Annotated in this window: 8 protein-coding genes and 1 pseudogene; all 9 read left to right on the top strand. The window is 63.3% G+C overall.

The window, feature by feature from the left end; translation table 11 throughout:
* On the top strand, nucleotides 1–1,349 hold a 1,349-nt coding region (locus tag XINFAN_RS03690; RefSeq protein WP_148087135.1), incomplete at its 5' end, for a TadA family conjugal transfer-associated ATPase.
* Nucleotides 1,350–1,358: 9 nt separating this feature from the next.
* Entirely contained in the window at nucleotides 1,359–2,327 is a 969-nt protein-coding gene (locus tag XINFAN_RS03685) for a type II secretion system F family protein (RefSeq protein WP_124085144.1), read from the top strand.
* A gap of 10 nt (nucleotides 2,328–2,337) precedes the next feature.
* Nucleotides 2,338–3,318 carry a type II secretion system F family protein gene (locus XINFAN_RS03680; protein ID WP_124085143.1) on the top strand — a complete coding sequence of 327 codons (981 nt, stop codon included), beginning with the start codon at nucleotides 2,338–2,340 and terminating at the stop codon, nucleotides 3,316–3,318.
* Between the two features lie 24 nt (nucleotides 3,319–3,342).
* Nucleotides 3,343–3,903: a tetratricopeptide repeat protein gene (locus XINFAN_RS03675; protein ID WP_435530843.1), complete on the top strand. Its 561-nt coding sequence runs from the start codon at nucleotides 3,343–3,345 to the stop codon at nucleotides 3,901–3,903.
* 44 nt (nucleotides 3,904–3,947) lie between these two features.
* Entirely contained in the window at nucleotides 3,948–4,805 is an 858-nt protein-coding gene (locus XINFAN_RS03670; protein WP_124085142.1) for a tetratricopeptide repeat protein, read from the top strand.
* A 4-nt stretch (nucleotides 4,806–4,809) separates the two neighbouring features.
* Nucleotides 4,810–5,307 carry a prepilin peptidase gene (locus tag XINFAN_RS03665; RefSeq protein WP_124085141.1) on the top strand — a complete coding sequence of 166 codons (498 nt, stop codon included), beginning with the start codon at nucleotides 4,810–4,812 and terminating at the stop codon, nucleotides 5,305–5,307.
* 72 nt (nucleotides 5,308–5,379) lie between these two features.
* Entirely contained in the window at nucleotides 5,380–6,708 is a 1,329-nt protein-coding gene (locus tag XINFAN_RS03660; RefSeq protein ID WP_124085140.1) for a DUF8689 domain-containing protein, read from the top strand.
* A gap of 20 nt (nucleotides 6,709–6,728) precedes the next feature.
* Nucleotides 6,729–7,037: a hypothetical protein gene (locus XINFAN_RS21910; protein ID WP_124085139.1), complete on the top strand. Its 309-nt coding sequence runs from the start codon at nucleotides 6,729–6,731 to the stop codon at nucleotides 7,035–7,037.
* A 70-nt stretch (nucleotides 7,038–7,107) separates the two neighbouring features.
* Nucleotides 7,108–7,218 (top strand): annotated as a pseudogene (locus tag XINFAN_RS22605) (transposase); the annotation flags it as partial.
* Nucleotides 7,219–7,321: the final 103 nt, after the last annotated feature.

Genomic DNA, 7,321 nt, shown 5'->3' with positions numbered 1-7,321 from the left:
CCTCGGTGGTGCGCCCGGCGTCGATGATGGGCGGCGCCCGCGCCCCCGCCGAGGCGATCGCGGTCGACAAAGAGAAGAAGCGGCGCGAGCGGCTGATGGAGCTCAAGCTCGAAATCCACAAGCGCCTGCTGGAGAACCTGAACCTCTCGGCGCTGGAACATGCCTCCGAGGCCAGCCTGAAATCCGAGATCTCGGCGCTGGCGGGCGAGGCGCTGGACGATCTGTCGGTCGCGCTGAACAAGGACGACCGCACCACGCTGGTGCAGGAACTTTACGACGAGGTGATGGGCCTCGGCCCGCTTGAGCCGCTGCTGAAGGACGAGACGGTCAACGATATTCTGGTCAACGGGCCGAAGCGGGTCTTTGTCGAACGGGCGGGCAAGCTGGAACTGTCGGACATCACCTTCCGCGATGAGCGCCATCTGATGCGCATCATCGACAAGATCGTCTCGGCCGTGGGCCGGCGCGTCGATGAATCGAATCCCTATTGCGACGCGCGCCTTGCCGACGGCTCGCGCTTCAACTGCATGGTGCCGCCGGTCGCCGTGGACGGCTCGCTGGTCTCGATCCGTAAATTCAAGAAGGAAAAGCTGAAGATCGAGGACCTCGTGCGCTTCGGCGCCTTCACCGAGGAGATGGCCGCCTATCTTCAGTCGGCGGTGTCGTGCCGGCTGAACATCATCGTCTCGGGCGGCACGGGCTCGGGGAAAACCACCACGCTGAACGCGCTGTCCTCGTTCATCGAAAACACCGAACGGGTGCTGACCATCGAGGATACCGCCGAACTCCAGCTGCAACAGGTCCATGTCGGCCGGATGGAAAGCCGCCCGGCCAACGTCGAGGGCAAGGGCGCGGTGACGCAGCGCGACTGTCTGCGCAACGCGCTTCGGATGCGTCCCGACCGGATCATCGTGGGGGAAACCCGGGGTGAAGAGGTCATCGACATGCTTCAGGCGATGAACACCGGCCATGACGGGTCGATGACCACGATCCACGCCAACAACCCGCGCGACGGCATCAGCCGTCTGGAGAACATGGTCGCCATGGCCGGGATCGAAATGCCGCTCAAGGCCGTGCGCAGCCAGATCGCCAGCGCGGTCAATCTGATCGTCCAGGCCTCGCGCCTCCAGGACGGGACGCGCCGGATGACCAGCGTGACCGAAATCACCGGGATGGAGGGCGAGGTGATCTCGATGCAGGAGATCTTCCGCTTCGAGCGCCTCGGGGTCGAGCCCTCGGGCAAGATCATCGGCCGTTTCAACGCGACCGGCATCCGTTCGGCCTATTCCGACCGCTTCCGCCAGTGGGGCTTCGACCTGCCCGCCTCGATCTACGAACCCATCGTTTAAGGCAGAGATATGACCATCTCCATCGCGCCGCTGATCTATATTCTGGTCTTCATCGCAGTCATCGTGCTGGTCGAAGGCATCTATCTGACCGTCTTCGGCAAGTCGATCAGCCTCAACAGCCGCATCTCGCGCCGCCTGACGCTGCTGGAGAAGAACGGCAACCGCGAACAGGTGCTGGAACAGCTTCGCAAGGAGATGAACCAGCATCTGAACTCGAAGAACATCCCGCTTTACTCGGTCCTGGCGAAAAAGGCGCAAAGGGCGAACATCGCCTTCTCGCCGGTGCAGCTGATGGGAATCATGGTGGTGCTGGCCGGGTTCGCCTTCCTCGGGCTGACGGTGGGCACCGAGGCGGAACTGGCGATCCGGATTCTGATCGCGGTGGGCATGGGCGTGGGCGGCGTCTATGTCTGGGTCAACAACAAGGCCAAGAAGCGCATGTCGCTCCTTGAGGAACAGCTTCCCGACGCGGTCGAGCTGATGGTGCGCTCGCTGCGGGTCGGCCATCCGTTCTCATCCGCCGTCGGCATCGTCGCGCGGGAGGTACCCGATCCTCTGGGCACCGAATTCGGCGTGATCGCCGACGAGGCGGCCTATGGCCGCGACATCGGCGAGGCGCTGAAAGCCTTTGCCGAGCGGATGGACAGCCAGGACCTGCGCTTCCTTGCGGTGGCGGTGACGATCCAGCAACAATCGGGCGGCAACCTCGCCGAGATCCTCGAAGGGCTGGCCAAGGTGATCCGCGCGCGGTTCAAACTGTTCCGCCGGGTGCGCGCCATCACCGCCGAGGCCAAATGGTCGGGGATGTTCCTCTCGGCCTTCCCGATTCTCGCGCTGATCATGATCAACGTGATCCAGCCGAACTACTACGACGACGTGAGAGAGACGCCCGCCTTCATTCCGGCGGCGCTGGTGGTCTGCGTCTTCCTGGTCATCAACGTGATCTTCATGAAGATCATGGTCAACATCAAGGTCTGAGGTCCGGGTCATGCTTACATCCGTCAACGAATTCCTGACCGGACTGCTGGGACCGCTGGGACCGCTGATCGCGGTGGCGTCGTTCGGCCTGCTGCTGGTCGTGATCGCGCTGCCGTCGCTGATGAAGAAGCAGCGCGACCGTTTCGCCGAACTGCGCGAGGAGACCGGCGGCCGCCCGGCCGGCACATCGGAAAGAAAGCTGCGCCGCGCCACCAGCGGCGACCGGCTTGAGAAATACGCCCATCTGCTGGAGCCGCAGAAAGCCGAGGAATTCTCGGCCCTGCGGCTGAAGCTGATGCGGGCGGGCTATCACGACAAGGGCGCGGTGCGGATATTCCACGCCGCCAAGATGGTGCTGGGCGTGGGCGGCATGCTGCTTGGCCTGATCTATGCGCTCTTGCAGACCACCGGCACCGAAGAGGTCTCGACCCAGACCCTGATGCTTTACACGGTCCTGCCCGGGGCGATCGGCTATTACCTGCCGAAATACTGGATCGACAAACGCGTGACCAAACGCCAGACCGAGATCATCGAGGGCTTTCCCGACGCGCTCGACATGATGCTGGTCTGCGTCGAGGCGGGGCAGTCGCTCGACCAGGCGATCATCCGCGTCGCGCGCGAAAGCCGCGCGGGCTATTCGGCGCTGGCCGACGAATTCGACATGGTGTCGAACGAGATCAAGGCCGGCAAGGAACGGGTCCAGGTGCTGAAGGACATGTCCGAGCGCGTGGGCGTGCCCGATGTCGCCTCTTTCGTCACCACCTTGGTGCAATCGGCCACCTTCGGCACCTCGATCGCCGAAGCCCTGCGGGTCTATTCGGCCGATATGCGCGACAAGCGCGTGATGCGGGCCGAGGAAAAGGCGAACATGCTGCCCACCAAGCTGACGCTGGGCACAATGCTGTTCACAGTTCCGCCGCTGATGATTATCCTGATCGGGCCTTCGGTTTATGGTATTGCGACCATGCTGGGCCAGATGAACGCCAATTGAGGCCAGGGAATTGCCGAGGATCGCTTGACAAGAACAGCCGTGCTGCTGCTGGCGCTGACCGGCCTTGCCGCCTGCGGAGACGCCGGCGGCCTCGGTTCGTCGCGCAATGCCCCTTACGGGGTGGACCCCGGGGGCGAATCCGTCGACGGGCTGCTGGTCGGCCACCGGCTGATGGAAGCGAACGAGCCGGAACTGGCGCTGAAAGCCTATCTGCGCGCCGCCGCCGAGGACGGGATCACCGTCGATACGCTCTCGGCGATCGGCTCGGCCAATCTCGCGCTCGGCCGGATGGGCCAGGCCGAACAGATCCTGCGCCGCGCGCTGGAAATCGATCCGCGGTTCGTGCCCGCGCTGAACAATCTGGGCGTGGTGCTGATGGAGCGTGGCAAGACCGGCGAGGCGCGGGTGGTGTTCCAGCAGGCCTATGCGCTCGACAGTGGCCAATCGGACTCGATACGCGACAATCTGAAACTGGCTATCGCGCGGACCGAGGCCAATGTGTATGATGGCGGGAATGAAGAAAAAGGCGAGTTCCAGCTCGTCCGCCGCGACAAGGGCCAATATGTGCTTCTGACGCAGCTGTAAGCCGGGGCCGCTGTCTAACGAGCAGTAAACAAAGGACGCAGAACATGCGCCACCCAGGTCTTGTAGCGCTGTGCATTGGCGGCACGGTATTTCTTGCCGGTTGTCAGGGTTCGACCGATGCGCAGGTGCAGCGCGCCGTCAAGGACGTGAACGTCATCGACGAATCGAACCTCAACGACATCATGCTCACCATCGGCGATCCGAACGAGGCGGTGAACTATTTCCAGGGCGCGCTTCAGAAAGATCCGGGCCGGGTCGATCTGATGCGGGGGCTGGCGAAATCGCTGGTGCGCGCGAACAAGCCGCATGAGGCCGCCCAGGTCTGGGAGAAGGTCGCCGCCCATACCGAGGGCACCGCCGACGACAAGGTGATGCTGGCCGATGCGCAGATCCGCTCCAATCAGTGGGACAAGGCCAAGGCCACGCTCGGCACCGTGCCCCCCACCCATGAAACCTTCGACCGCTACCGGCTGGAGGCGATGATCGCCGACAGCGAGAAGAACTGGAAGAAGGCCGACAGTTTCTACGAGATCGCCAGCGGGCTGACCACCAAACCCTCGGGCGTGCTGAACAACTGGGGCTTTTCCAGGCTGACCCGCAAGGATTACGCCGGGGCCGAGCGGCTGTTCATCCAGGCGCTGACCTATGATCCGGCGATGTTCACCGCCAAGAACAACCTCGTCATGGCCCGCGCGGCGCAGCGCAAATACGATCTGCCGGTGATCGAGATGACCCAGTCCGAGCGCGCCGAGCTTTTGTATACAGCGGCGCTGTCGGCGATCAAACAGGGCGATATCGCCGTCGGCAAGGGGCTGCTCCAGCAGGCCGTCGACACCCATCCCCAGCATTTCGAGGCCGCCGCGCGCAGCCTCGCCGCCCTCGATTCCAATGTGAAGCTCTGATCCCATGACCATGCCAACCGTAAACCAGGCGCTGTGGCTGCTGCCCTTCTGCCTGCCGATCGCGCTCTGGGTCGCTTACACCGATCTGAAATTCATGAAGATCCGCAACCATGCCGTGCTGGCCATGGCGGCGGTCTGGCTGATCCTCGGCTGGCCGGCGGTCGGGCGCGATCTCTGGCTCTGGGGGCTTGCGATCATGGCGATCGTGCTGGTCCTCGGCTTTGTCGGCAACATGATCGGCATGTTCGGCGCCGGAGACGCGAAATTCGCCGCCGCCATGGCCGGGGTCTTTTCCGGCGGCGATCCCTGGTTCATCGCCGCGCTCTATGCCGCCTGTTCCGTCGCCGCCCTCATCGGCCAGCGCATCGCGCGGAACATCCCCGCCGTGCGCCGCGTGGCACCCGACTGGACCAGCTGGACCTCGAACAAATTCCCGATGGGGCTGGCGCTCTCGCTGATGCTCATTCTCTATCTTCTCGCCGCCTTCCTGCCCAAAGGCTGACATTTTTTCCTGCGATCCAGCTGTTGAAACGGGCCGTCCCGAGGGGCGGCCCGGCCGTTTCAGGGGGTCGTGATGAACGTGCAGCTTACCCAGACCGAGGCCGCTTCGGGCGTGCAGCCGCCGCCCTCGCCCCGGTCGCTGGAGGACACCGGCATCAACCAGGTGATGCTGCGCGACCTTCTGCTGAAAACCATGTTCCGCACCAACCTCGATTCGTGCAGCGCGATCTCGCGCGCGCTCTGCCTGCCGGTGCCGTTGACCCAGGAGCTGATCGACCTCGCCCGCGGCCAGCGCCTTCTGGAGGCGACCGGCACGATGCACGCCAATTCCGGCAATGAGATGGGCTATCAGCTGACCGACGCCGGCAAGAGCCGCGCGCTCGACGCCTTGTCGCAGTCGGAATATTACGGCGCGGTCCCGGTGCCGCTGGAGCAATACGGCGTCCAGATCAAACGCCAGTCGATCCGCAACATCAAACTGACCCGCGATCAGCTGATGGCCGGGATGGGCGGTCTGATCCTGCCGCCCGAGATGATCGCCAACCTCGGCCCGGCGGTGACCTCGGGCCGCTCGATCCTGATGTATGGCCCGCCGGGCAACGGGAAATCGTCGATCTCGCACGGCATCCGCAAGGCGATCGGCGACAAGGTCTATGTGCCGCGCGCCATCGAATATTCCGGCCAGGTGATCTCGGTCTACGACCCGATCGTCCATGCCGCGGCCGAGGCAGCGGTGGACGATCCCAACAGCCTGCGCCGCACCTCGACCCGTTTCGACAACCGTTATGTGTATTGCGAGCGACCCTCGGTGATCACCGGCGGCGAATTGTCGCTCGACATGCTCGATCTGGCCTATAACCCGACCTCGCGCACCTATCAGGCGCCGCTCCAGCTCAAGGCGACCGGCGGGATCTTCATCATCGACGACCTTGGCCGCCAGGCCGAGCCGCCGCAGAAGATCGTCAACCGCTGGATCGTGCCGCTGGAGGAAAGCCGCGACATCCTTGCGCTGCAATCGGGCGAGAAATTCACCGTGCCCTTCGACACCCTGGTGATCTTCTCGACCAACTTCCACCCGAACGAGATCTTCGACGGCGCGGCCTTGCGGCGGATCTTCTTCAAGATCAAGATCGACGGCCCGAGCCAGGACATGTTCCTGAAAATCTTCGCGATGGTGGCGCGCAAAAAGAAGATGCCGCTCGACGAGCGGACGCTGATGCACCTGCTGAAGGTGAAATACCCGACCATCGACATGAATTTCGCGAATTATCAGCCGACCTTCCTGATCGACCAGATGATCGCCATGTGCGAGTTCGAGGGCCTCCCCTTGCAGATGACCCCGGATCTGATCGACCGTGCCTGGGGCAACATGTTCGTCCGCCAGGAAGAGATCGCGCACTGAGCTCTGCCCATGCCGAGGTGATGAGGGTTTCCAAGGAACTGCTGAATGAGCATCCGCTTTATCCCCGCACAGAGATCAATGACCCGCTGACGCTTTCCATCGGCCTCTCTGGCGGCTCCGGCACCGGCAAGACCTATTCCGCCCTGCTGATGGCACGCGGCATTGCTGAGGTGGTGACTGGCCGCCAGGGCGCTCCCATCCTCGTTGCTCATCACGGGCGCAATAGCGCACCATGCAGGAGGAGGCTTTGCGAGCGGCGCAGACACAGAAGTGGCTGCGGAAACCTGAACAGCCTTGGTAAGTGGATTTTCCGAGGAGCGGCGGCATGATACTGCGAGCGAGGAGAAGACCATTTGAAGAAGACCGCGCCGGAACCGCAGGCCGGCATTCAAGGCAAAGGTGGCGGTAGCCGCGATCAAGGGCGCGAAGCCCCTTATCGAGTTGGCGCAGGATTTTGACGTGCATCCGAACCAGATCAAGCGGTGGCGCGACCAACTGCTTGAGGGCGCGCCCCTCTTTGAGCTGCTGCTGGTTTCGTGGACACGAAGATAAGATCGTGACCAAGGAACTGGAGAGTGGATATGACGAGACGGAAGTTCAGCCGTGAGTTCAA

The sequence above is a fragment of the Pseudogemmobacter humi genome, assembly GCF_900609055.1.
GTDB classification, from domain to species: Bacteria; Pseudomonadota; Alphaproteobacteria; order Rhodobacterales; family Rhodobacteraceae; genus Pseudogemmobacter; species Pseudogemmobacter humi.
This window is presented reverse-complemented; position numbering and strand designations above follow the sequence as displayed.

Coding starts and splice junctions, on each gene's coding strand:
- XINFAN_RS03665 (WP_124085141.1), top strand. CDS start 4,810: ATGACCATGCCAACCGTAAACCAGGCGCTGTGGCTGCTGCCCTTCTGC.
- XINFAN_RS21910 (WP_124085139.1), top strand. CDS start 6,729: ATGAGGGTTTCCAAGGAACTGCTGAATGAGCATCCGCTTTATCCCCGC.
- XINFAN_RS03660 (WP_124085140.1), top strand. CDS start 5,380: ATGAACGTGCAGCTTACCCAGACCGAGGCCGCTTCGGGCGTGCAGCCG.
- XINFAN_RS03670 (WP_124085142.1), top strand. CDS start 3,948: ATGCGCCACCCAGGTCTTGTAGCGCTGTGCATTGGCGGCACGGTATTT.
- XINFAN_RS03685 (WP_124085144.1), top strand. CDS start 1,359: ATGACCATCTCCATCGCGCCGCTGATCTATATTCTGGTCTTCATCGCA.
- XINFAN_RS03680 (WP_124085143.1), top strand. CDS start 2,338: ATGCTTACATCCGTCAACGAATTCCTGACCGGACTGCTGGGACCGCTG.